Here is a 21,051-nt window from a genome sequence, read left to right as displayed (position 1 = left end):
ACTTCATTGTTTTTAACAATTTTTTTAAGGCTTTGGTATCTGTCCCCAGACAGTAAGCAAATCAGTCATCATCCGAAGAATCTCTTAAATTGCAAACCACCCCTCCACAAGGCTTACGTAATCACCTATCTATTTTCTTGCGGCCCACCAATCGTCCCAAACGACCCCTAAAATATGTGTAACAAAGCATCTCGTGTATGATAATCAGGGTCAAATTTAAGGAATACTGTTTAACCTCTCTATGAGTTCTATCTCTACAGAAAATAAGAAAACATTTGCCCTTACAACGCCGCTTTATTATGTAAACGATTTACCCCATATCGGCAGCGCCTACACAACGATCGCCGCCGACGTCGTCGCTCGCTACCATCGACTGCGGGGCCACTCCGTCCTCATGGTGACCGGCACCGACGAGCATGGCCAAAAAATCCAGCGCACCGCCGAAGCCCTCGGCAGACCGCCCCAAGAGCACTGCGACACCATCTCCGCCACCTTCGCCGACCTGTGGCAGCGCCTGAACATCCGGTGCGATCGCTTCATCCGCACCACCGACCCGCGCCACGCCGCCATCGTCCAAGAGTTTTTTCAGCGCGTCTGGGACAAAGGTGACATCTACCTCGGTCACCAAAAAGGCTGGTACTGCGTCGCCTGCGAAGAATTCAAAGAAGAGCGCGACCTCCTAGAAGGCCATCGCTGCGCCCTCCACCCCAACAAAGAAGCCGAATGGCGCGACGAGCAAAACTACTTCTTTCGCCTCTCGGCCTACCAAGACAAACTCGAAGCTCTCTACCAAAACCAGCCTGACTTCATTCAGCCCGCCAGTCGCCGCAACGAAGTCCTCAACTTCGTCTCCCAGGGCCTCCAAGACTTCTCCATTTCCCGCGTCAACGTCGAGTGGGGCTTCCCCGTTCCCGCCGACCCCAAGCACACCCTCTACGTCTGGTTTGATGCCCTGCTTGGCTACGTGACTGCGCTCCTCGAACCCGAAGACGAGCCCACCCTCAGCAACGCCCTCGCCAAATGGTGGCCCATCAACCTTCATCTGATTGGTAAAGACATTCTGCGGTTTCACGCGGTGTACTGGCCCGCGATGCTAATGTCAGCAGAATTGCCGCTTCCCACCCAAGTTGTGGGGCACGGCTTTTTGACCAAAGACGGCCACAAAATGAGCAAAAGCATTGGCAATACTGTCAATCCAGTAGAACTGGTAGAAGCCTACGGCGCTGATGCAATTCGGTATTACTTCCTCAAAGAAATTGAGTTTGGCCGTGACGGAGACTACAGCGAAACCCGTTTTATCAACACTCTAAATGCCGACTTGGCCAACGATTTAGGTAACTTGCTGAACCGCACTTCGCGTATGGTTCACAAGTATTTTGGCCCTCAAGTTCCCGGGGTTGACGGAGCGGCTATCCCAGCGGATCATCCCCTAAAATCTGTCGGCCAAACCCTGGGCGATCGCGTTGCGGCGGCCTACGACTCCCTCGCTTTTAGTGAAGGATGCGCAGCGATTTTGTCCCTCGCCCAGCTCGGAAACAAGTTTATTGACGAGCAAGCACCCTGGAAACGCTACAAAGAAGGAGACACCGAGAAAGTCGCCGAAATTTTGTACGCGGTTCTTGAATCTGTTAGATTAGCAGCCTACTTGTTGTCGCCGATTACACCTCAATTGAGCACGACAATTTATCAGCAGCTAGGCTTCTCAATAAACTTTGATAACGACTCTTTAATAGATGTAGATCTCCCGTTTGCGACCCATGCAACTTGGGGAACACTACCTGCTAGTCAGTCTTTGAGTGAGCCTCAACCTGTTTTTCAGCGCTTGGAGCAGCCCAAAGTTTCGGGTGGTCCTGATTAGGGGATGGAATCAAACCGGCGTGCGAGGAGAGTAACCATCCATTGCAGACAAACAATCATAAAAAAATGAGGCTTAAAAACCATGTTGCACAACATAGATAACGACTGCGTCTTCACACCAGAGCAGGTTTTGGAGAATCGCGGTCGCGTTGCCATTTTCATCGATGGCTCCAATCTCTTTTACGCTGCGCTGCAGCTGGGAATTGAGATTGACTACACCAAGTTGTTGTGTCGGTTGACGGCAGGCTCGAGACTTCTGCGATCGTTTTTCTACACAGGCGTCGATCGCACCAATGAAAAGCAGCAGGGTTTCTTGCTGTGGATGCGCCGAAACGGCTACCGCGTCATTTCCAAGGATTTGGTTCAGCTGCCCGACGGGTCCAAAAAAGCCAATCTTGATGTTGAAATCGCGGTGGATATGATGGCGCTGGTGGGCTCCTACGACACAGCGGTGCTGGTCAGCGGGGACGGCGACCTGGCCTATGCGGTGGATGCGGTGAGCTATCGCGGTGTGCGAGTTGAGGTGGTCAGCTTGCGATCGATGACCAGCGACAGTCTGATCAACGTAGCCGATCGCTACATTGACCTCGACGGCATCAAAGAAGACATTCAGAAAACTCCTCGCCACAACTACACCTACCGGCCACTGTCGGGGATGAGTCTGCTTGAGGATGCCGACCACCAAAAATAGAGGCGGCCTGAGCTTGGGCACGGGCGATCGCCTTGAGACTCCCAACCCCGATCGCTCGAACCTTCGCTCTCGGTAGACGCTTGAGGTCCTAGACTCCCCTCATCGTCCCGTTTCGCGCCCGCCCCACGCCGACTGCCTCAAAGGGGCCGCTCCCGCACCCCATTTCTCTCCACAGGTCCAATGCCCTTTGCTGCTAGCGCTGGGATGCGACTAGCTCAGCAATCTGAGGGCTATAGATCCGAGCGTAGTTCCAGTAGTTCTCGAAGACAGACTTCACGTAGCCGCGCGTTTCCGGGAAGGGGATTCCCTCTACGAACTCATCCACATCGCGGCCGCCCCACTCCTTGAGCCATCCCGCAACGCTACCGGGCCCTGCATTGTAGCTCGCGACCGCCAAGAGAGAATTGTTGCCGTATTCTTCGTGAGTGTGATCTAGGTACCAAGTCCCAAACTTGATGTTGTCTTCAGGCTTGGCCAGAGAGTACCCTTTCCACTTCGTCTGGCTGGCGATCCAGTCTGCGGTTTCCGGCATCACCTGCATCAGGCCCGTGGCCCCTACCACTGACTCAATGGCCGGCTCAAAGCGAGATTCCTGGCGGATCAGGGCCGTTACGAGCAGCGGATTGAGCTGATTGGCCTGGGCCTGCTTTTCGATCGTCTCTCGGAAGGGGAAGGGATAGAGCGCTTGCCAGTAGGCGGGCTGCTTGCGCAGGGCCTGGTACTGCTTTTGATCCTCGGGATTTTCGCGCCAGGCCAGGCTGGAAATCATGAACAGGCCTTCGAGATTGTCGCCAACCCCCAAGCGCACAATGCCGTCGGTAAACTGTTCCGCGACAGTGGGCTCCATGAAATTTTTAAATTCCATTTGCCAGCGGGTCCAGGCATCTTGATCTTGGCCGAGGCGGTGCAGCTCCCGCAGCACCTCGGAGCCAGCGATCAGATCAAAGCGCTGGGGGGCCTTGACGACTTCGGGGGTCAGGCTGCGCACGGTGTCAAAGCCACCCACGTCTAGGCCCAAAATATTGGCCGATCGCCAGGCGTAGTAGGACTCGGGATAGTTGCTGAGGACGAACCGGAAGGCAGAGCGGGCTTCTTGGGCGTTGCCGAGGCGCTCGGCCCATTTACCCACCCAAAAAGCGGCCTGCGGGGCAATCTCGCTGGTGGGATTCTGTTCGGTGATGGGCTGAGCCCACTGCCAGGCGCTCCGCAGGTCGCCGGATTTGGCTAGGCGCTGGGCCTGCTGCCAGCGCATCTCGGCGGCGGCTTCGGTGGAGCCGTACTGGCTCAGGACGGACTGGCGCGCCTGCTGGGCGGAGGTGCGACTGTTGAGACTGTCCAGGATTTCTGCTTTGTCGACGAGGGCTTCGGCGGCCTTCTCGGGGAGCTGATCGGCGAAGCGATCGAGGACCTGATCAAGATAGGGGACGGCGGCTTTGGCGTCGGAGACCGCCGCCAGGCGAATCAGGCCGGTGGCGGTTTCTTCGGCCTCTGGGAAGGTCTGAATGAGGCGCTGGTAGGCCTGGCGGGCGGCGGCGGTTTGCTCAGCCAGCTGCAAGCCTCGACCGGCCCGATAGAGGTTGCGCGGGGTTTGGGGGGCTCGGGCGTAGGCGCGGCCCGCTTCGCCGTAGGCCTGCTTTTCCCAGTAGCCAAAGGCGATCGCCTCCCAGTCTTCGGGAGTGAGGGAGGCGGGGGGCCGCTCAGCAAGCTGGTTGAGGTAGGTGAGATAGTTTTTGAGGTAGAGCCCGTGGCGAGTAATCAGCAGCAGGAGCTCCGGCTGACCGGGTTTTTGGCGCAGACGGGTTTGGGCGATTTCGACGCTGCGGGGATGGGCCGGAAAGTCGGCGATCGCGCGGTCCCAGTAGCTGGGGTCTTTTTGGCCCAGGATGTACAGCGCCTCTGCGGCAACGGGCTCCTGGGGATATTTCTTCAGCAGCGCTTGCCAGGCCGCTTCGGCCTTTTGAGGGTTTCCGCCTGCCAAGCTGTAGGCCTGCGCCCGCTGAAGGGCAATGTAGGGCGCCATCAGCGGGTAGTCTTGCTCAAGGTTTTCCAGGAGAGCAACGGCGGCCTCACCGCGACCCTGGCGGATCAGGTCACTGGCTAGGAGATAGCGGGCCTGGGCGCGATCGGGGGAGTTGCGGTCTTCGGCGAGGGCTTGCAGCTTCTCGGCCCGCTGAGCGGGGGTCTGGGACACCAGAGCCGCGACGGCTCCCGTAGGCACCGCTTGGATCCGGAGAGCGGCGGTGGACTGCCAGGGGGCGATCGCCGTCCAGCGAGTCAGCCAGTCAAAGCGCAGGGGCGATCCGGGGCTTTGGGTCATGGGCAGGGCAGCGCCCAACAGCAGCGCACAGAGACCAGAGCCTGCCACTATCAGCACTTGGTTTCTGCGTCGTTTTAGCATTCCATCTCCTTGGCCCCGGGGCGGACAAATCCTGTTGCTGTTTTAGCAGATTCTGAAATATTTCGCGGTCCAACTTGCCGAAGGGAATGACGCATCGCCCGCACCCCGAAGTTCCGGCTCGTCAGTCTGGGGGATTTTTGCGCTGTCTCCCTGCTCCTTCTGGCACAAGCTTCACCAAACGAGCATTTCGGACAAGGAAGCAGCGGCCTACGCCACCGCGCCTCAGCGGTTGGGCATTGGGAGTGCGTCACAATAGTCTAAAGAAAGGGGAGCATTTTTCCCCAAGCGTTTGGGCATTGAAGGACAAGGAAAGACCCCATCCCCCGAGGAAAGGTCACCATCCATTCGGTGCGAAGCGCTGCAAACCGTTGCAGGTACTTCGAGTTAGGAATAGCACAGCATGGATTTTCGAGGGATTAACACGCCCCATTCGGAATGGTCCGGAGATGGTCTGGCCATCGGCTTTTTTGAAGACGCTGTCGAGCTCAGCGGCGATCTGGCAAAGCTGGACGAGGCGCTTTCAGGGATTCTCTCCGAGCTGATTGCCGAGGCAGAGTTTAAGGGCAAAGAGGGCAGCAGCGCCGCGACTCGGGTGGGCAGCGGCAGCGCGATTCGCAAGCTGATGATCGTGGGCCTGGGCAAAGCAGAGGCCCTGAAGCTCGATGGTCTGCGCCGGGCCGGGGCGATCGCCGCCAAACTGGCGAAGCGGGAAAAGTGCGCCCACGTCGGTCTGAGCCTACCAACGGGCGATTTTTCTCCCGAGAGCAGCGCCCAAGCCATCGTGGAAGGCATCACCCTGGCCCTCTTCAAGGACACCCGCTTCAAGTCGGAAACCGACGACAAGAACCCCGATCCGACTCAGGTCGATCTGCTGGGACTGGGTGACGAAGCCGCCGCCGCGGGCATTGCCAAGGCTCAGCAAGTCTGCACTGGGGTGATCCTCGCTCGCCACCTCGTCGCCGCGCCCCCCAACGCCGTCACCGCCATTACCCTGGCCGAAACCGCCACGGCGATCGCCCAAGAGCACGGCCTCGAGCTAGAAATTCTCGAACAGGCAGACTGCGAAGAACTGGGCATGGGCGCTTTCTTGGGCGTTGCCCGCGCCTCCGACCTGCCTCCCAAATTCATCCACCTGACCTACAAGCCCGCCGGCACGCCCCGCCGCAAGCTCGCCATCATCGGCAAAGGTCTCACCTTCGACTCTGGCGGCCTGAACCTCAAAGGCCCCGGCAGCGGCATCGAAACCATGAAAATGGACATGGGCGGCGCCGCCGCCACCCTGGGAGCTGCCAAGGCCGTCGGCCAGCTCAAGCCCGACACAGAAGTGCACTTCATCGTGGCGGCGACCGAGAACATGATCAGCGGTCGCGCCATGCGCCCCGGTGACATCCTCACCGCCTCCAACGGCAAGACCATCGAGGTCAACAATACCGACGCCGAAGGTCGTCTGACCCTCGCCGATGCGCTAGTCTTTGCGGACAAGCTGGGCCTCGACGCCATCGTGGACCTGGCCACCCTGACCGGCGCCTGCGTGATCGCCCTAGGGAACGACGTCGCCGGTTTGTGGAGCACCAGTGACGCGATCGCCGACCAGCTCAAGCAGGCCGCCGACCAAGCAGGCGAAAAGCTGTGGCCGATGCCCATGGAAGACAAGTACTTCGATGGCCTCAAGTCGCCGATCGCCGACATGAAAAACACCGGCCCCCGCCCCGGTGGTGCCATCACCGCAGCCCTGTTCCTCAAGCAGTTTGTGAAGGACACCCCCTGGGCTCACCTGGACATCGCCGGTCCCGTCTGGGCCGACAAAGAAGACTCCTACACCGTCGCCGGCGCAACCGGCTACGGCGTGCGCACCCTGGTGAACTGGGTCGCTGGCGCCTAAGGCCACAGCCCATCGACTGCCCAAGGTCCCATAGAACCGCAGTCGATGGGCCACCGCCAGGACGCTACCAAACAAAGACCTTCGCTTCGTACTCTGGCAAGTCTGTCATCAGCGTGCGATCGCCCACCTCCACGTCATAGTCCCCGGTCCACTCGTGCCAGGTGCCATCTGCCGGGAAGTTCGGCACTGCATACCCCGCGAGGAACTGGTCCGAGAAATTCGCCACCACCACCACCCGCGAGCCCTCATCATTCCAGCGCGTGTAGGCCAGCACTCGCGACTCTGGGTTCTCATGGAAAAACTCCACATTCTCCCCATAGAGAGCCTGATTCGTTTTGCGCAGGTGCAGCAGCCCCTTGTAATAGTTCAGCAGGCCCTGATTGAGATCATTCGCCAGCAGCGGCCACTCAATCTTCGACGGCTCGATGCTCTTGTACTTGTACTCGCCAAACTCTTCGCCCATCCAGATCAGCGGCACCCCCATCGCCGTCATCAGCAGCGCCGCTCCTAGCTTCACCCGCTTGAAGGCAGCCTCATCAAAGATGTCGCGATCGGCCAGTTCTGCCAGCACATGGTTATGGTCGTGATTGGTCAGGTAGTTGACCAAGTTGGTCGCGCCCAAAAAGCCCTGTCGCTTGCCGTCAATGGCGTCCTTGAGCGGCTCCAGGTCAAAGGTATCGCCGCAAATATGGGCCAGCACGCAGTGATAAAAGCTTTCGTGCCAGCAGCCATCCATCGGCCCCTCTAGGCCTGTGATGCTCGTGGTCTCCGGGATATGCTCTGCGATGTTGTAGAAGGGCTTGGAGCCTGCGGCCTGCTTGGTTTCCTGCACGATCCAGTGCATAAAGTCGTAGTTGGCCATCTGGCGAGCCGCATCGTAGCGAATCCCGTCAATGTGATACTCCTCAATCCAGAAGCGCACCACATCCCCAATAAATTTGCGGGCCGGGTAGGTGTCTAGGTTGTCGTCGTAGTGCTCGTAGTTAAATTCAGGCCCCCAGTTGTTGTCGGGATCGCGGGGCTCGTGGTGATACCAGTAGTCGTGGTCAATCTGGGTGAGGGGGCAGGAGGCTTCGGAGTGGTTGTAGACGCCGTCGAGGATGACCCGAATGCCCCGCCCGTGGCACTCGTCAATCAGTCGCTTGAGCCCGTCCGAGCCGCCGTAGCTGGACTCCACAGCGCAGAAGTAGCGGGGATTGTAGCCCCAGCTGTAGTCTCCGGGGTATTCCTTGACGGGCATGATTTCGATGGCGTTTACGCCCAGGTCGCACAGGTAGTCGAGCTTTTCGATCACGTGGCGGAATTTGCCCCGCTCGAGGGGATCGTCTTCGCCGCCCGAAAAGTCGCTGATGTGCATCTCGTAGATGACCAGCTCGTGGTCCGGGGGCAGGGGCTTGTCGTCGTTTTGCCAGACGTAGGTATCCACGATGATCTGGCCGTCTTTGATGCGCACGACGCCGTTTTGCGTGGGGGAGTCGACGTCTGTGGCGTAGGGATCAACGATGTCGACCCAGGCGTCGGGCTCGAGGAACCAGCTGCGGGACTGGACCCGGAATTTGTAGTGATATTCGCCGTCTTCTAGAGCAACTTGAGTTCGAAAGTAGCCATCGTCTCCTTTTTTCATGGGGATTTCTTCCCAGTCGGAGAACGAGCCAATCAGTGCTGCACCTTGGTTGTAGGGAGCAAATAGCTGAAATTCAATGTTGTTTGCCATACAAGCCTCTCAAGCGGCCTAGACCGCGTTTTTTTATCGTTAATTTTGGAGAATCAACGATATTGTCTGAAGCTTGGGCATTTCTCAGCATCTCGCTGGAGAAGGAGGGCTAGCGCGCCGGGAGAGGGGTTTTGAGCAAGGTTTACGAGGGCATTTAGGGGGCGATCGCCCCTGCCAGCCACTGGATCAGCCAGTACAGGCTCACCAAGCTGACGGCCAGCAAGGCCAGCATGATCACCAGGAAGCCACCGATCAGCAGCGCCACAAACCAGCGATCGCTCTGCGGGCTGGTCCGGGGCTGGGCAATGTGAGCTTCGAGCAGCGCAACGTTCTTGGCATTGGCCTTCCACGCCACATCAAAGATGTCGCCAACCACCGGCACTGTCCCCACCAACGCCTCGCAGAGAATATTGAACACCATCCGGCCGATGGTCTCCTTGGGCAGCCGCCAGCGGGCCGCTTGCAGCACGATGTAGGTCGAGAACACCACCCCCGCCAAGTCGCCAGCCCCCGGAATCAGCCCCAGCAGCGGATCGAGCCCCACGCGATAGTTAATTCCCGGAATTGTCACCGCATTGTCGAGGAGCGTGCTCAGGGACTTCAGGCGGCGCAGCGTGCCGTGCCGCGGATCGGTAGAGGCAGGGGTTAAGGGCTGGCGAGGGGGCTGGGGCATACACGCTCCTGGGAGGGGAACAGCATTGACGGGATTGGGCCAATCATCAACACCTAAGCACTGCCAAGCTTGGGATGCAGTGCTTAGGCGTCGTGGGGCTGATTTTACTAGAGAGCTGGACCTTGGGGCGTCACCTCTGAGGTGCAGTGGGGGCAGCGACTGGCTGCCGCAGGGATGGTCGAGAGGCAGTAGGGGCACTCGCGCTCAGATGGAGCGGCAGCTACTTCTTCGGCCTTTTTGCGCTGGGTGAGGCGCTGGATCAGCGTCACGACAACGAAAAGCGCAAAGGCGACGATCGCAAAGTCGAGGACCGTCCCCAAAAAGCTACCAATTTTGATGCCGGGTCCGACCGTGAGCTCCCGCCAGTCTCCGCCCTGGGTCGTGAGATTCACGAGGGGATTCACGACGGACGGCATGATGATGTCTTCGACCAAAGACGCAATGATCTTGCCGAAAGCAGCACCAATAACGACGGCAACCGCCAAATCTACTACGTTGCCTTTTAGCGCAAACTCTTTGAACGCTTGCAGAAAGCCGAGCGTTGCCTCATGGCCGCGTCTAACAGTCATTGAATTGTCTCCTCAACAAAAGATGTTAACCACAGAGTCTGTAGGGCTTGAGATGATCCGTTGAGGACATCTCACCCGTTGTCATCCAGATGAAGGAAATTGAAAACGAAAGATTTCAACAGAATTGTTTGGAACAGACAAGTAGCGATGACAACAGGAAAGTTGCAGGATGAACTCCTCACAGCCCACGGGAATTTTAAGCGAGAAATCGGGAATATAGCGATTGTGCAGGATTTCTTGAAAGGTTGACGGCGGGGCGATCGCGGCGGTCCTTTGTCCGAGCGGTGGCTCTTCAGGGACAATAAAAGACGGCCTGGGGCTTTGGGACCCGGTGCGATATTCCTTGGGAGCGATAGACTTTTGGCCAAGCAGCGACTGGACAATCGGTTGGTAGAGCTGGATCTTTGCCCGTCTCGGCAGCAGGCCCAGCGGCTTATTCGAGCTGGGGAGGTGACGGTCAATCAGCAGCAGATTGACAAGCCGGGAACGCTGGTCAGCGAAGATGACCGGATCGCGGTGAAGGCGCGCTCGCCCTACGTATCTCGGGGCGGCGAAAAGCTGGCGAAGGCGATCGCGGCCTTTGGCATTGCTGTCGAAGGGCGAGTTTGTCTAGATGGCGGCATTTCGACCGGCGGCTTTACGGACTGCCTGCTCCAGAGCGGGGCCGTGCAGGTCTACGGCATCGATGTGGGCTACGGGCAGGTAGCCTGGAAGCTGCGCCAAGACTCGCGGGTGATCTTGCGGGAGCGCACCAATCTCCGATACCTGGAGCCGTCGGAGCTGTATGGCGAGGGGGCGACGGTGCCAGATTTGGGCGTGGTGGACGTGTCGTTTATTTCTTTGACCAAGGTGCTGCCAGCGATGTGGCGTCTGATGCGATCGCCGCGAGAGGTGGTGCTGCTGGTCAAGCCCCAGTTCGAGGTGGGGCGAGAAAAGGTGGGCAAAAAAGGCGTCGTCCGCAGCACAGCCGATCAGGCAGAGGCGATCGCCCGCGTTCTCTCTGCCGCTCAGGATCTGGGCTGGCACTACAGCGGTCTAACTTGGTCGCCTCTGCTGGGTCCTGCGGGCAACATTGAGTTTCTGCTGTGGCTGTCGATGAACGAAACTACAGCAGCCCCTGATCTCGCCGCGATCGCCCAGCTGACGGCGATCGCAGCCGACACCCTCAAGGGCGCCCCGAGCGTGTGAACTTTTGCACGCCGGGCGCAAGGACGCCAGGGGCCTATGGCACCGTTAAGGTAGACCTTTGAAGATGCGCCCCCCAGAGTCACCATGAATGAGCAAGAAGCAGCCCGCGAGCGCTTGGCCGAGCAGCGGCACCACGACGAACATGTCAAAGAGACGATGCTCAACCGTGCCGAGCACGAAGTGATGAGCGAAGAAGAACGTCAAGCCCAGTCCGTTGAAGAAGGCGCTCGGCAGCTCATGGCTGAGCACCGCCAGCACAAAGAGCAAGTGAAAGAAAGCCTCCTAAGACGCTCCGAAGACGAGGTTGGCTTCCCCCACGACGAAGAAGACCAAGATTAAATCCAGTCTGGCTCTTCGTTTTCAGAGGGCTGAAGCTCAGCCTCTAGCTCCTGGCGCAGCCGCGCCAAAATCGTGTTGGGCTCGACCTGCTGGAGAATGTCCTGAATCAGGGTGCTGGCTCCCTGGGGCCCCCAGCTACAGCCCTGCTCCAGGTACATTTGGGCCGCTCGACCGATGGCGTAGGTCCCATAACCGGCGATCGCCCCTTGGGTCAGCGCCGCCCCCGTATAGCCCGCCAAGTTACCCGGCGACTCCAGCACCGACGTGGCCGCAGCAGCGCTCTTGCCCAGGCCCCACAGCGCGCTGCTGGCCAACTCTCCTAGGAGCAGCCCCCCAGAGCTCAGCATGAGGGTCCGCCAAATTTTGCTGGCCTCGTAGCGGGTGATGGGCAATCCGTAGAGCCGCGCCAAGGCCCGGATCAAGGCTAAATCTGCGATCGCGCCTCCCACCACATCCAGCAGCGCGATGGGATTGAGGGCCACGGCCAAGGACTTGTAGCGAACGTAGCGCCAAATCAAGGCTTCCGCATCGGGCGATCGCAGCTCCAGGGTTTTTTGGGCGATCGCCGTCTCCGCGGCCCGGGCCTGCACCATCGCATTCAGGGCAATCAGCGATCGCCCTTCCCGGTTGAGCAGCTGCAAGATCGCCTGCTGCAGCTCGACAATATCTGGCGGCAGGGCCTCCCACTCGTGGGTTACTCGCCCATCGGGCCACTCCACCCGCACCGGCAGCGGCGGCGGCTCCGCCGACACCCGGACGATTTCTAGGACTGACAGCAGCGAATCTAAACGCTGAGCCGCTTCTGTACTCAGGCGCTGAAGCTGGGCCTCGATGGCTTGCCGATCCTGGTCCGGGTACAAATCAACTTTGTTGAACACCAAAATAATCGGCTTTTGGGCCGCCCGCAGGTCGCACAGCGCCCGGTACTCTGTGCGAGTGATGTCCCCCGACACCACGAACAAAATTAGGTCTGCCTGCCGCGTGATCTCTCGGGCCATCTCGGCTCGCGTTTCCCCCGCCACCTCATCGAGGCCGGGGGTGTCGATCAGCTCCACCTGGATTTTGCTGCCGCCGCTGGGCAGCCAGCGCACCGATCGCGGCCACTGAGTCACGCCATTGAGCGGCCCCGTCTCAAAGACCTTTTGCCCCATCAGGGCATTCAGGAGAGCCGACTTACCCCGGCTCACCAGCCCAAAAGCGGCAATGCGCACCAGCCCCTGCTCCAGCTTGGTGAGCAAATTTTGCAGCAGATCGAGCTCTGGCTGGACCGCCGCTTGCCAGCGACTGTCAGGGGGCGGCGGCGTGCCGCCATCTTGGCGATTGGGATAGGTATAGCGGGCGATCGCCTGCCGCAAACTCGCGCGGGCGCGGGTCCAGTGCTGCTCTTGTCGACCAGAAACGTTTCGCACAACAGCCAAAGCTTACAAAGAAGCCACCACAGAAGAAGCGGAAGGCGTCGCGCCGGGGATCAAGCGCTGGAGGCTCTGCTGGGCAATGCGCTGGAAGAACGCCGATCGCTGTTCTTGCTGAAAGACTGCCTGAAGCAGCTCGCTGAGGCGATCGCGCGACGGCACCGCCCCATCTCCATGTTCTTCGAAGTAGGCCAGCAGGCTCAGCCCCGCCAGGCGCGTGAGGTAGGCCGCGCTCGCCCCCTGAACCACCCCACCGGCCACATAGGTCGCCGCGTTGCTCTTGAGGGCCGCCGTCACGCCCTGAGTCGACAGCTCGACCAGCCCCAGCTTGAGCAGCAGGCCCGCCATTTCCTTGGCCACAGCTTGGGCCTGCTCCAGGGAGAAGCGCTGCTGATAAATCGCGCCGAGCTCCATCACCATTTGGCCGTTGATCGCCGCTGTTGACAGCAAGTCGAGCGCCGGCAAAGGGTTGGCAAAGGCCGCCCCAGCAGCAATCCACTGGAACTGCTCCAGCAGCGGCAGCGCTTTTTCACGACGCACTTCGTTGAGGTGGGTCTGGGTCTGCTGGCGCAGGGCGATCGCCGCCCGCCAAGTCGTCCCCCAGCGCAGGGCCGCCCGATCGTGGGCCAGCCAGGGCTGCAGCTGCTCCGCCAAGGGCGCGATCGCCGGGACGGGCTGCTCGAGGCGCTCCGTCACCGAGCCATCTCCATGGTGCTGCCGCACCTTGAGGGGCGCTGGCTGAGCAGCGATCGCCGCCACCCGCGCTTCGGTAAAGACCTGAGCCATCCGCTCCCGCAGGCGCTGCTCCAGCAGGGCCTGCTCACCCGGCAAATACTGATCCTGCTTGTTCAGCACCAAAATCGTCGGGTAGCGCAGGGAGGCCAGCCTTTGCAAGGCCTGAAACTCCATGTCCGTCAGGTCTCCCGCCGTGATCAGCAGGGCCACATCCGCTTCGGCGATCGCCTGCCAAACCGCTTCATCGCCCTCCGAGCCCCCTTGGGAAAACAGGGCCGCGGTATCAGTCCACCGGAGCGTCGCCTCTGGCAAAGCCGCCTGTAGGCGCTGGGAAAGGGTCGTTTTTCCCACATTTTTGCCGCCGAGCAGAGCAATCGACAGCGTCGTTCGCTGGGAGAGGGTGGCGATCGCCGCTAGGCGCTCTCTCAGGCCCGTTAGGCGCTGCTCGTCCGAGGTTTCCATCGCCAAAAGCTGAATCTTTGCCTCGGCCTCCGCGATCGCCCCTTCTGCCATGGCGCGATCCACCGTCACTGACACTGGCCCTAGTTCTAGATCTGCACCTGACTGCCGCCGCAGCCAAAACCACCCCGACCCCAAGGCGATCGCCCCCAGCAGGACCACTGTTCCCCACTCCGAGACAGCGTGATTCAGGCTATCGAGGAGCCACAGTCCCAAACTCAGGCCAACACCACCCACCAGCAGGGGTCGCTTCATACTTACTGCCATGACCAATCACCTGGCGATCGCTACACGCGGATCCCATCCTACCCAAACACCGCGTCAGTCCCAGCATAGACCAGCCAGGGGCCTTTCCCCCACTATGCCTAGCCCGAACTTCTGTCTTTTATTTTTTCAATGATTTTTAGCGAAACCCCGTCGGAGGTTCGCCCCAGCAGCTTGCCGGGCGATCGCCTCGACTCTTCAGAGTTTCATGCCAGTTTGCGGCCATCAAAAAAGCCCCGCTACTCTTTGGTAACGAGGCTTTTTTAGCTTGGTGGCGGGGAGCGGATTTGAACCACTGACCTTCGGGTTATGAGCCCGACGAGCTACCAGACTGCTCTACCCCGCGCCGGCTTTACTACTATAGCAACAGCCTTTAGAAAACACAACCCCCAGTATTCAAGGTCGGGAGTTTTCGCCCACCAGACCTCAGAAGCAAAGCCTCTAGATCATCGTCAGCTCGCCCATCACTTCTAGGCGCTTGTAGCTTGTCAGATCCATAAAGGTCTCGGCCAGGGTGTCCGCCACCGACGGCATGATCCAGCCCATCTGGCGCAGCAGGTGGATCGCTACGGCGTACTTCGCCCGCTTCGAGCCATCCATCACCTTGATCGCTAGACCCAGGCCCTCGCCGACGCGACCAATGCACTGAATCCCCTCAGCGCCAGCCTTGCTGACCAGCTCTCCTTGGGTCAGGCGCATCAGCTCTGTGTCAAACTCACCCTCGCCCGCCACCATCACCGGGTGGTGGGTCATCGCCCGGATGATGCGCTCCATGCCCAGGCTCTCGCCCGACGCCAGCAGGGCGTACAGCGTCGCAATCTGGCTGAGCTGCATCACATAGGTAGGCGCGCCGCAGTCATCTCGCGCCCCGATAAACTCAGCCCCCGGCATCCGCAGCAGCTCAGCGACCTTTTCGAGGATCAGCTGCTGAATCGGGTGTCCGGGGCGCAGGTAGGTTTCGGTTTCCCAGTTGCACTGCTGACAGGCCGCCAGCATGCCTGCATGTTTGCCAGAGCAGTTGTACTGGAGGGAACTGCGCTTGCCCGGCGGAATCGGGCACTGGAGCTGGCTGGGGTCCACGTCGGCGCGCCAGAGAATATTGAAGACTTGGCGGACCTGCTCCATGGTGCCGCGGTGGGAGCTACAGATGATCGCGAGATCTTTGTCTGTCAGCTCAAAGCGCTCCAGCGTGCCGGTCTGAGTCACGGCCAGAGCCTGGAACGGCTTGAGCGCTGAGCGGATAAAGGTTTCGGTTTCAGGGTCGCCGGCCACGGACAAGACCCGCCCGCGGCTATCGGCCACCACCGCTTGAACGTGGTGGCGAGATTCAACAATGCCTTCGCGCAGCAGCCGAACTTCGAGCTCTGCCGATTGGATCCGTTTTCCCCTATTCATAGGCAAGACTGTAACACCGTGGGGATGTAACAAAAAGGTTGGAAAGGTCAAAAAAGCGCTGCTCGCGATCGCAGCGCTAGAGAAACTGCCAGATGAGGGCCCCGAGCAGCAGGGTCAGGCCCATGCTGGCAAACGTCCATTCCAGACGCTTGAGGATGGGGCGAACTTGGTGGGCCACAATCAGGCGATCGCGCGCTTCCATCTCCGCCGGCTTCTGCCAAGACTGGCCATCGTACCAGCCGGTCTCCTCGTAGGGAATGATCGTTTCCTGGAGGCGATTGCGCACGTAGCACCAGCCCAAATAAAGCTGGATTAGGGCCAGGGCTGGCATGAACAAAGCTCCTGCCGAGGCGCTAAGGCCAAACTGGATTGGATACTTGGCTGGCGCAAAGCTATAGGAAGCGATCGGTCCTGTCACGAGCCAGCCCACTGCCCAGAGGATCCCGATGACTCGCAGATAGCGCCAAGACGCTAGAGTCCCCCAACGAAAAAACCACGACTCTTTCAAGGTGTTGTATTCGTTGATGGGCTGTTGTTCGAAGGGAACTGGACAGACCGAAGGGGACGACTTCATGACCGACATGAGACAAGCAAAGGTGGCTGAATGCGCTCTAGCTTACTACGAGCGCGGTCCCCTTCAATTTGACATATATCTTCGTTCGCGCGCTAGGCGATCAAGGGAGAGATTCCCAAAAGCGATCGCCGAGGCGCTGGGACGCGGTCAGCGCCAGCAACAGACGCGGCCCGCCTAGGCTTCTTGAGCCAGTTCTAGATTCGGCAGGGTGAGGCGATCGGCGTGGCCCCAAAAGGCTTCCAGGCTGTAGAACTCCCGCTCTTGGGGCATGAAGACGTGGACAATCACGTCGCCATAGTCCTGGAGGACCCATTTTCCTTCGTTGATGCCCTCGTTTTTGCGAGGCTGCCGCTGCCAAGCCTCTTCGACTTTGGCTTCGATGGAGCGGGCGATCGCTCGGACCTGGGTGGTCGAGAAACCCGTCACAATCACAAAATAGTCCGCCAAGTAGGACACTTCTGACACGCGCAACACGGTGATCTCAGCCCCCTTGCGGTCTTCGGCAGCTTCCACAATGGTCTTCACCAGCTCATGGGCTTCCTGGCTATCGGAAGAGGGCACTGGCGCTTCGGTCGGAAGGGGTTCAAAGGAGGTGGTAGGACGGTTGTCTGAGGTGTCGAAGTTCATCATTAATCTTTATGTTGCTCCAATGAGTAGCGTGAAGGTCGGACGGCAAGGACTCGACGGGCGGGCAGACTTATCAAATCAGGCTAGGGCGCAGGAGAAGCAGGCGGCACGGGCTGCGGGCGGCGCGCCTGCTGCAAAAACCAGTTGCGCGTGGTGATGGCCCGCGGATGGATCAACTGGCGATTGTGCAGCAGATATTGCAGGGTGTAGTTGCAGGTCTGCCAAACCGCCTGATGCAGGTTGTCGCGGCTGGCCTGCCGGAGGGCGTGCAGCTCAGGGGTATCGCCCCGTCCGGGCTCTAGGCTGTCCGCCAAAAAGACGACGCAGCTCAGGGCTCCCATCCCGGGATACCCCAAGGTGTGGTTGCGGATCGCCTGCAAGACGTCTTCGTCCTCGATCCCAAACTCATCGCGGGCGACGATGGCGCCAACGTCGGCATGCAGCAGGTGCGGGTTGGCTTCATCTACCGGGTCAATGGACAGCCCCTCTTGGCGGGCCATATCGAGAAGACGCTGGGGCTTAAAGTATTTGGCCAGGTCGTGCATGAGACCGGCTTGACCAGCTTTTTCGGCGTCGAGGTTGTGGTGCTGAGCAAGGGCGATCGCCATTTCTTCGACACGCAAAATATGCTCTAGGCGGGCCGCAGGGACGTGGTCATCCAGCCACTGGAGAACCTTTTGCCGCTGGGCGCCTGCACGAGGGGCAGGAGGCGCGATCGCACCGGTGCCAGGGGTTTCTGCGCGGGAATGGGCGTGTTTCTTCAAAATTTTGGGGAGGAGATCTATGCAGGGTGAGTCGTGGAGCTGAGGAGCACGGGGGCACCCTTACCTGGGTTGATCCTCTGGTGCTATCTTAGCGCACTGCCTTGGCAGCAAAGCTCACTCTAAAGGGGCGAGCCCGATTGGTCAGGCTCGCCCCTTTAGGGTTCTAATTTTAAGCGCTGAAGGGCGATCGCCCTTTAGCCGGTTTGGCGCCAAAGCGCCACAGCGCGCTAGCTGTAGAGACTCTCTGATTGGGCATCAAACTGCCCTTCCTTGGAGGCTTTGGCGCGAGCCTTGGCTTTGGAGGCGCTTCGCTTGAGGGCTTGCAAGCGAGACTCATAGCGCGATCGCTGGCGTTTTTTCGGCGTCTGCTCGATCAGCGTTTTCAGCGCGCTGCCCAGACTCTTGTAGGCGTTGGGCAGGGTGTAGCCAAAGCGGGTCGCCAGGGCGATCGCCTTCTCGTCAGCTTCGATCGCCTCCCGCAGACGCTTTTCACCATTGTTCTTTTGGTACAGCCGATAGCCCGCCACCCCAGACAGGCCCAGGGCCAGCAGCAGCAGCAGCGCGTCCTGGACCCAGAGCTCGCCGACCGCCCCGCCAAGGCCGATCGCCAAAGCCGCCATCTCCCAGCCATCTCGCGGAATCGTGTCATTCTGAATCCGCGCCACCTCGTGCCAAAACAGCAGGTTTCGCTGGTCGAGGGCTAGCTGATCCCAGCGCACCAGATCCACCTGAATTTCGACCTCGTCCTTGCCGATTTCCTCAGACGTAATCAGCGGCGGGTTGACTGCCGTTGCGCCTTCTACCATGACCCAACTTTGCAGCTCTGGGGGTAGCAGTCCTCGCAGACGGCGAAGTTCGCTCATGTCAGCTCTAGCAGTAGAAGTCGCGTACGATGTCATAATCTCAACCCAGGCATTTCGACTGAACAAGCTTTCCTGAATCATAGCGGTCTTCTTGACAACCCTGCTATGACCCACCTCAATCAACCTGCCTTCAATCGACCCCGCAAAACTGTTCGCTGAGATACATACTTCCGCCTCAAGGGCGGCAAGAAATCCTGCCTAACCCTTGAGTATCGAGCATCCAAGCAAAGCTAGACCTTGGCTTCGTCCTTCACCAATTTTTCCCAGCCCAGCTCCTTGAGATTGTTGTTGCGGCGCAGCGGGCGCGTCGCCAGCTCCAGGATGTCCCGCGCGTTCGCGAAGCCGTGAATCTGGGCAAAGGTAAATTCCACCGACCACTTGGTCGTAACTCCGCGCGCCTCCAGCGGATTGGCGTGGGCCATTCCCGTGATCACCAGATCCGGCGACAGTTCCGCGATGCGCTGGAGCTGATTGTAGTTATCCGGCTTTTCGACGATCCTGGGCAGCGGCACCCCCATTTGGTGGCAGGTCTGCTCTAGCAAAGCCAGCTCTGCTCCCTGGTAGCGCTTGTCCATGTAGGGAATGCCAATTTCGTGGCAGGTCATGCCACAGCGAATCAAAAAGCGAGCCAGCGAAACTTCTAGCAAGTTGTCTCCCATAAAGAAGACCGACTTGCCGCGCAGGAGCTGAAGGTAGTCCTCTAGGCTCTCCCAAATCTTGGCTTCGCGCTCTTCGAGGCCCTGGGGCTCGATGCCAAACACAGAGCAGATTTTTTCGATCCAGGCGCGGGTTCCGTCCGGCCCGATGGGGAAGGGTGCGCCGATCAGCTTGCACTTGCGTCGCCGCATCAGGGTTGTGGCCGTCCGGGAAAGGAAGGGATTGACGCCGCAGGCGTAGTAGCCTTCCTCGATCAGGGGCAGCTCGGTGTAGCGCTTGGCGGGCAGCCAGCCGGAGACTTGAATGCCTTGTTTTTTGAGCTCTAGGGTGAGCTGGGTGACCACGGGATCGGGGAGTGAGCCAAACAGGACCAGGGGCGGGTGGTCCACCGATTCGGCTTCGCCACTTTCGGCGATCGCCTCTTCCTTCTTGCGACCAAAGTTGAGCAAGCGAGAAATCGGGTTGCGCTCCTCTTTTTCTTCGGGAGCCGTGATCTTGTCGGGGCAGCGGGCCGCCATGGCCGCCAAGACCGTGTCTTCCCCTTGGGTAAAGGCGTAGTCCAGGCCATTGGCGCGGGCCACCACAATGGGAATGCCGATTTCGGCCTCTAGCTTGGGCGCAAGACCTTCAAGATCCATCTTGATGATCTCGGTGGTGCAGGTGCCGATCCAGACGATCACCGACGGATTGCGATCGCGCTTAATTTGGGCGCACAGACGCTTGAGTTCTTCATAGTCGTTGAGCTGGGCCGAGATGTCCCCCTCCTCCAGCTCCGCCATGGCATAGCGAGGCTCAGCAAAAATCATCACGCCCATGGCATTTTGCAAGAAATAGCCACAGGTCTTGGTGCCGATCACCAGAAAAAAGCTGTCTTCGATCTTTTGGTACAGCCAAGCCACACAGCTAATGGGGCAAAAGGTGTGGTAGTTGCCTGTTTCACAGTCAAAATTCAGAGCCTGAGGCTGAGGATTGGCAAGGGTCATCGTAGCGATCTCCTCTCAATGAGCAGCGGTCGGTGGTTGATCGGGGGGCGGGGGCTGTCGTAGAGACCCATGAGAAACGCTGGTAGGCGGAGCTACGGGCGCTTCCCAATCGTCTCGACTGCCTCGACAAGCCTCATCGGCTAACTTGGCGAGCTGTTGAGGGGGAGCACTGGCGGAGAAATGACTCCTCGGCGTTCCCCCCGGCAACATCTTGTGCGCTTCGGCTTTCCCAGAGCGGGCTGCCTCCCAGGCTTCCAGCTCTGTCTCCGGGTTGAAGTTGAGACCCAGCGCTGCCACGATGCGATCGGGGTGGTTGTTGAGTTCCACCACCAGCGGCAACAGCTTGGTCAGGCGGGGCTCCAAAATCGAGAGCGTTGCCAAGATAAAGCTCGAAGACGGGCGACGTTGCCCATCGCAATCGACCCAAACTCCCAGGCGGGCTAGCCACTCACGATTGCGTTTGTAGTAGCCCAGCCATTCGGCCTTCAGCGATTGACGCAGCTTTTCGATGTTCACGCACAGCCTCTGCCATTGAAAGGATTCAGACGCTAGCTAGGATTACATGCGATCGCCGTCAAAGCTACAGGTCCTCCGAGGTGTCTGGCAGGAGCCGCGAAGACTCCAGATTCGAGCCTGCCGCAGCGGGCCGAGATCCGACATCCTTGGCCAGCTCCATATCCGGATCGAAGTTCAGGCCCAGGACCTCAACTAGGGCATCTTCATCCGAATTGAGCTTGTAGAAGGGCAGCATTAGATTGCTGAGTTTGGGTTCGAGGGCATTGACAACGCCCAAAATGAGCAGAGAAGAAGGGCGGCGGCCCCCGTCAGGCGTCCGGACCGAGGTGCCATCCATTTGCAGTCGCAGCCAAGCCTGATTGGCGTGGAAATAGTCCAACCATTTTTGGCGGAGCGACGCGGTAAAGGTCTCGAAAAAGGCCATGCGTTTGACTTCCTTCAAGATTGCTGAAGAGTACATTTGTGAGGCCTAGAGCCCCATCTCGTACTGC

19 protein-coding genes and 1 tRNA gene are annotated in these 21,051 nt (G+C 59.5%); 5 read left to right on the top strand and 15 right to left on the bottom strand.

The genetic code is table 11. The features are described 5' to 3' along the window. Positions 1-241 precede the first annotated feature (241 nt). Entirely contained in the window at positions 242-1,858 is a 1,617-nt protein-coding gene (metG, locus tag GEI7407_RS03630; RefSeq protein ID WP_015170772.1) for a methionine--tRNA ligase, read from the top strand. 81 nt (positions 1,859-1,939) lie between these two features. Then, entirely contained in the window at positions 1,940-2,548 is a 609-nt protein-coding gene (locus GEI7407_RS03625) for an NYN domain-containing protein (RefSeq protein ID WP_015170771.1), read from the top strand. Positions 2,549-2,741: 193 nt separating this feature from the next. On the opposite strand, the gene GEI7407_RS03620 is transcribed toward GEI7407_RS03625, so the two are convergent. Further along, positions 2,742-4,946, bottom strand: a complete 2,205-nt coding sequence (locus GEI7407_RS03620; protein ID WP_015170770.1) for a transglycosylase SLT domain-containing protein — start codon at positions 4,944-4,946, stop codon at positions 2,742-2,744. Between the two features lie 400 nt (positions 4,947-5,346). Here GEI7407_RS03620 and GEI7407_RS03615 point away from each other — a divergent pair, with 400 nt between their 5' ends. Continuing rightward, a complete protein-coding gene (locus GEI7407_RS03615) occupies positions 5,347-6,828 on the top strand; it encodes a leucyl aminopeptidase (protein WP_015170769.1) in 1,482 nt (493 codons plus the stop codon). Positions 6,829-6,892: 64 nt separating this feature from the next. Here the strand turns inward: GEI7407_RS03615 and GEI7407_RS03610 are convergent, their stop codons facing one another. The 3 genes from GEI7407_RS03610 to mscL all read right to left on the bottom strand — a co-directional run bounded on the left by GEI7407_RS03610 (position 6,893) and on the right by mscL (position 9,784). Continuing rightward, a complete protein-coding gene (locus GEI7407_RS03610) occupies positions 6,893-8,542 on the bottom strand; it encodes an alpha-amylase family glycosyl hydrolase (RefSeq protein ID WP_015170768.1) in 1,650 nt (549 codons plus the stop codon). 154 nt (positions 8,543-8,696) lie between these two features. Next, a complete protein-coding gene (locus GEI7407_RS03605; protein ID WP_015170767.1) occupies positions 8,697-9,215 on the bottom strand; it encodes a DUF4112 domain-containing protein in 519 nt (172 codons plus the stop codon). Between the two features lie 107 nt (positions 9,216-9,322). Continuing rightward, entirely contained in the window at positions 9,323-9,784 is a 462-nt protein-coding gene (gene mscL / locus GEI7407_RS03600; protein ID WP_015170766.1) for a large conductance mechanosensitive channel protein MscL, read from the bottom strand. 360 nt (positions 9,785-10,144) lie between these two features. Here mscL and GEI7407_RS03595 point away from each other — a divergent pair, with 360 nt between their 5' ends. Both GEI7407_RS03595 and GEI7407_RS03590 read left to right on the top strand, forming a co-directional pair. Continuing rightward, positions 10,145-10,972 (top strand): TlyA family RNA methyltransferase, encoded by an 828-nt coding sequence (locus tag GEI7407_RS03595; protein ID WP_015170765.1) that lies wholly within the window; start codon positions 10,145-10,147, stop codon positions 10,970-10,972. Positions 10,973-11,056: 84 nt separating this feature from the next. Continuing rightward, positions 11,057-11,311, top strand: coding sequence for a hypothetical protein (locus GEI7407_RS03590; RefSeq protein ID WP_015170764.1), 255 nt, complete (start codon positions 11,057-11,059; stop codon positions 11,309-11,311). Here the strand turns inward: GEI7407_RS03590 and GEI7407_RS03585 are convergent. The 11 genes from GEI7407_RS03585 to GEI7407_RS03535 all read right to left on the bottom strand — a co-directional run bounded on the left by GEI7407_RS03585 (position 11,308) and on the right by GEI7407_RS03535 (position 20,984). Beyond that, on the bottom strand, positions 11,308-12,720 hold the full coding sequence (locus GEI7407_RS03585) for a GTP-binding protein (protein ID WP_015170763.1): 1,413 nt from the start codon (positions 12,718-12,720) through the stop codon (positions 11,308-11,310). The two genes, GEI7407_RS03590 and GEI7407_RS03585, sit on opposite strands and share 4 nt — an antisense overlap. A 12-nt stretch (positions 12,721-12,732) precedes the next feature. Next, positions 12,733-14,184, bottom strand: a complete 1,452-nt coding sequence (locus GEI7407_RS03580; protein ID WP_015170762.1) for a DUF697 domain-containing protein — start codon at positions 14,182-14,184, stop codon at positions 12,733-12,735. A 266-nt stretch (positions 14,185-14,450) separates the two neighbouring features. Then, positions 14,451-14,527, bottom strand: a tRNA-Met gene (locus tag GEI7407_RS03575). 95 nt (positions 14,528-14,622) lie between these two features. Next, positions 14,623-15,576, bottom strand: a complete 954-nt coding sequence (locus GEI7407_RS03570) for an asparaginase (protein ID WP_015170761.1) — start codon at positions 15,574-15,576, stop codon at positions 14,623-14,625. Positions 15,577-15,652: 76 nt separating this feature from the next. After that, positions 15,653-16,159, bottom strand: coding sequence for a CGLD27 family protein (locus GEI7407_RS03565; RefSeq protein ID WP_015170760.1), 507 nt, complete (start codon positions 16,157-16,159; stop codon positions 15,653-15,655). A 165-nt stretch (positions 16,160-16,324) separates the two neighbouring features. Beyond that, on the bottom strand, positions 16,325-16,780 hold the full coding sequence (gene rsfS / locus GEI7407_RS03560; protein WP_015170759.1) for a ribosome silencing factor: 456 nt from the start codon (positions 16,778-16,780) through the stop codon (positions 16,325-16,327). An 80-nt stretch (positions 16,781-16,860) separates the two neighbouring features. Further along, the gene (gene yqeK, locus GEI7407_RS03555; RefSeq protein WP_041268660.1) at positions 16,861-17,493 is read right to left on the bottom strand and encodes a bis(5'-nucleosyl)-tetraphosphatase (symmetrical) YqeK; all 633 of its coding nucleotides are present in this window, start codon (positions 17,491-17,493) and stop codon (positions 16,861-16,863) included. Positions 17,494-17,768: 275 nt separating this feature from the next. Next, on the bottom strand, positions 17,769-18,440 hold the full coding sequence (locus GEI7407_RS03550; protein ID WP_041268659.1) for a DUF3318 domain-containing protein: 672 nt from the start codon (positions 18,438-18,440) through the stop codon (positions 17,769-17,771). A gap of 194 nt (positions 18,441-18,634) precedes the next feature. Beyond that, on the bottom strand, positions 18,635-20,044 hold the full coding sequence (locus GEI7407_RS03545; protein WP_015170756.1) for a ferredoxin:protochlorophyllide reductase (ATP-dependent) subunit N: 1,410 nt from the start codon (positions 20,042-20,044) through the stop codon (positions 18,635-18,637). A gap of 15 nt (positions 20,045-20,059) precedes the next feature. Beyond that, positions 20,060-20,560, bottom strand: coding sequence for a DUF5331 domain-containing protein (locus GEI7407_RS21290; RefSeq protein WP_015170755.1), 501 nt, complete (start codon positions 20,558-20,560; stop codon positions 20,060-20,062). A gap of 64 nt (positions 20,561-20,624) precedes the next feature. Beyond that, on the bottom strand, positions 20,625-20,984 hold the full coding sequence (locus GEI7407_RS03535; RefSeq protein WP_015170754.1) for a DUF5331 domain-containing protein: 360 nt from the start codon (positions 20,982-20,984) through the stop codon (positions 20,625-20,627). Between the last annotated feature and the right edge of the window lie 67 nt (positions 20,985-21,051).

The sequence above is a fragment of the Geitlerinema sp. PCC 7407 genome, from assembly GCF_000317045.1.
In the GTDB taxonomy this organism is placed as follows: domain Bacteria; phylum Cyanobacteriota; class Cyanobacteriia; order PCC-7407; family PCC-7407; genus PCC-7407.
Note: the sequence above shows the minus strand (reverse complement) of the source record. Positions and strands in the feature narration are given on the sequence as shown.

What these genes read in the sequence shown, in the direction of transcription:
- metG (WP_015170772.1), top strand. Translation starts at nt 242, where the DNA reads ATGAGTTCTATCTCTACAGAAAATAAGAAAACATTTGCCCTTACAACG.
- GEI7407_RS03625 (WP_015170771.1), top strand. Translation starts at nt 1,940, where the DNA reads ATGTTGCACAACATAGATAACGACTGCGTCTTCACACCAGAGCAGGTT.
- GEI7407_RS03620 (WP_015170770.1), bottom strand. Translation starts at nt 4,946, where the DNA reads ATGCTAAAACGACGCAGAAACCAAGTGCTGATAGTGGCAGGCTCTGGT.
- GEI7407_RS03615 (WP_015170769.1), top strand. Translation starts at nt 5,347, where the DNA reads ATGGATTTTCGAGGGATTAACACGCCCCATTCGGAATGGTCCGGAGAT.
- GEI7407_RS03610 (WP_015170768.1), bottom strand. Translation starts at nt 8,542, where the DNA reads ATGGCAAACAACATTGAATTTCAGCTATTTGCTCCCTACAACCAAGGT.
- GEI7407_RS03605 (WP_015170767.1), bottom strand. Translation starts at nt 9,215, where the DNA reads ATGCCCCAGCCCCCTCGCCAGCCCTTAACCCCTGCCTCTACCGATCCG.
- mscL (WP_015170766.1), bottom strand. Translation starts at nt 9,784, where the DNA reads ATGACTGTTAGACGCGGCCATGAGGCAACGCTCGGCTTTCTGCAAGCG.
- GEI7407_RS03590 (WP_015170764.1), top strand. Translation starts at nt 11,057, where the DNA reads ATGAATGAGCAAGAAGCAGCCCGCGAGCGCTTGGCCGAGCAGCGGCAC.
- GEI7407_RS03580 (WP_015170762.1), bottom strand. Translation starts at nt 14,184, where the DNA reads ATGGCAGTAAGTATGAAGCGACCCCTGCTGGTGGGTGGTGTTGGCCTG.
- GEI7407_RS03570 (WP_015170761.1), bottom strand. Translation starts at nt 15,576, where the DNA reads ATGAATAGGGGAAAACGGATCCAATCGGCAGAGCTCGAAGTTCGGCTG.
- GEI7407_RS03565 (WP_015170760.1), bottom strand. Translation starts at nt 16,159, where the DNA reads ATGTCGGTCATGAAGTCGTCCCCTTCGGTCTGTCCAGTTCCCTTCGAA.
- rsfS (WP_015170759.1), bottom strand. Translation starts at nt 16,780, where the DNA reads ATGATGAACTTCGACACCTCAGACAACCGTCCTACCACCTCCTTTGAA.
- GEI7407_RS03550 (WP_041268659.1), bottom strand. Translation starts at nt 18,440, where the DNA reads ATGACATCGTACGCGACTTCTACTGCTAGAGCTGACATGAGCGAACTT.
- GEI7407_RS03545 (WP_015170756.1), bottom strand. Translation starts at nt 20,044, where the DNA reads ATGACCCTTGCCAATCCTCAGCCTCAGGCTCTGAATTTTGACTGTGAA.
- GEI7407_RS03535 (WP_015170754.1), bottom strand. Translation starts at nt 20,984, where the DNA reads ATGGCCTTTTTCGAGACCTTTACCGCGTCGCTCCGCCAAAAATGGTTG.